Origin of the sequence: Protofrankia sp. Cj3 (assembly GCF_917627355.1) — a bacterium.
Lineage (GTDB): Bacteria > Actinomycetota > Actinomycetes > Frankiales > Frankiaceae > Protofrankia.
In genome coordinates, this window is sequence record NZ_CAKJTR010000198.1 from 1 (window position 1) to 2,099 (window position 2,099).

Consider the following 2,099-nt stretch of genomic DNA (forward strand, 5'->3'; position numbering starts at 1 on the left):
CACCGGGTCAGTGCCGGTCTCCCGCAGGCGTGCCTGGGCCGTCCGCGGCCGCGGGCGGAACGGGGGCGTCCGCGCCAGCCACGGAGGCCGCCGCGGTGAACAGCGCCAGCAGCTCAGGGGATGGCGGCAGCGGCCGTGATATCGCCTCTCCCTGAAGAATGTCGCAACCGAGCTCCATCAGCATCCGCAGGGCGCGGGCGTCCTCGACGCCCTCGCCGACGACCCGCAGGCCCAAGCGGTGTCCCAGGTCCAGGACCGCACAGACGATCGCGGCGTCGGGCAGGCTCCCATGCGCGCCGGAGACGAACCCCCGGTCGATCTTCACCTCGTCGAACGGCAGCGCCTTGAGGATCTCCATCGAGCTGTACCCTGTTCCGAAGTCATCCAGCGACAGCTTCACTCCGCGGGTACGCAGCTCCCGCAGCATCGCCGCGGCCCGCGCAGGCTGGGTGACCAGCGCACTCTCCGTGATCTCCAGTGTCAGGACGTCGGCCGGCAGGCCATACGCGGACAACGTCTGCGAAACCAGGCTGGGGAGATCGTCGCGGACGAGCATCCGCGCCGAGAGGTTCACCGACACCGGTACGTGGCGACCGGCCAAGGCCCAGTCGGCACACTGGCGCAGCGCCTCGTTCAGTACCCATTCGGTCACATCAATGATCAAAGTGGACCGTTCCGCCATGGGCAGGAACGCCTCGGGTGCCAGCAGCCCGCGGTCCGGGTGCGCCCAGCGCAGGAGCGCCTCGACACCGGCGATGCGGCCGGTCCGCGCAGACCGCAGCGGCTGGTAGTGGAGGCGCAGCTCGCCACTGGCGACAGCGGCCCGCAACTGAGCGTGCATGGCCAGTTCCCACGGCCGGACGCCAGCCATACCCGGATCCCACACACCGACCCGTTCACCATCCCGTTTGGCCGCGTGCAGCGCCGCATCCGCGGCCGGTAGCAGCGCGTCAAGACTCGTTCCGTGCAGCGGGGCGGCCGCGACACCCGCGCTGGCCTCGACCTCGACCTCGACGCCGTCGATCCGGAACGGGCCAGCGATCTGGCTGATCACCATCCGGCCGATCGCACGCATCTGATCATGCGTGGCCGCGAGCTCAGCCGGCAGATCGGCCCCGTACATGACCACCGCGAACTCGTCACTGCCGATACGACCGGTGAACGCGGGATCCGCGGGTACGCCGCGTAGCTGCACCGCGATAGCCTGAAGCAGCCGGTCCCCAGCGGAATGACCGAGAGCGTCGTTGACCTCACGGAACCGGTTGATATCAAGAAGCACCAGGACGGCGTCACGACCCGCGGCAAGCGCGGCGGCGAGCGCGGGCTGGGCCACCCGAGCCAGTCCGGCCCGGTTCGCGAGGCCAGTCAGTGGATCTCGATCCACCAGGAGCTGGCTCCAGCGGCCGAATCCGTACACCACCAGGGTTGTCGCGGTGATGCTGAAGACAGTCATCACGACCGCGGGTATCGCGGCCCCGAGGTCTCCCTCGACCGCGAAAGCGGCCACGGCCCCCGCGCTGATGAGTACGGCGTGGGCGACCGCCTCCCACAGCCTGCGCACCATTGCCCCGCATGCCGCGATCCAGGAGTACCAGAGCAGGTACAGGTCGGAGTCACGGCCGTCGGTACTGTCACACAGCGCGATCGTTATCGCAAGAACCGAGGTGACCACCAGAATGTGGTGGACAGTCGGCCGCATGCGTGCCAGCAGCAGCGCGACAGCCAGGTTGGCCGTGCTTATCGCTACCGCGAGCCACGTCCCCAGCTGGTTCTGCCCTGGCGACCGGGGGAGCAGCGCGAGAACGAGGAAAAAGAAGAGGCCCCCGGCGGAAAGTATGATCAGAAATCGTCGTTGATCCGTGAAAGGCGGAAGGCTCATGTCAACCCCCACCTGATCCACAACGGATACCCACGGTACCGGGGAAGGCGCCACCGGATACTCCACGGGATAACTGCCCGAAAACTGCTCACAGTTACACTGTGAGCCTCAGCGACGCGGATGTAACCCGCCAGCCCACGGGTTTGGCGGGTCTACAGGACAGCTGTGGCTAATCGAAGATCCTGTATGCACACCCCAGTGACAATGCCGCCGCATCGGC

General features: G+C 67.7%; 1 protein-coding gene. It reads right to left on the bottom strand.

Annotated features, from left to right (window positions below; genetic code table 11):
* Nucleotides 1-7: 7 nt before the first annotated feature.
* Nucleotides 8-1,879 (bottom strand): bifunctional diguanylate cyclase/phosphodiesterase, encoded by a 1,872-nt coding sequence (locus tag MJ783_RS19825; protein WP_239312522.1) that lies wholly within the window; start codon nucleotides 1,877-1,879, stop codon nucleotides 8-10.
* Between the last annotated feature and the right edge of the window lie 220 nt (nucleotides 1,880-2,099).

Excerpts from the sequence above, each read along its gene's own strand:
- MJ783_RS19825 (WP_239312522.1), bottom strand. The coding sequence starts at position 1,879 with ATGAGCCTTCCGCCTTTCACGGATCAACGACGATTTCTGATCATACTT.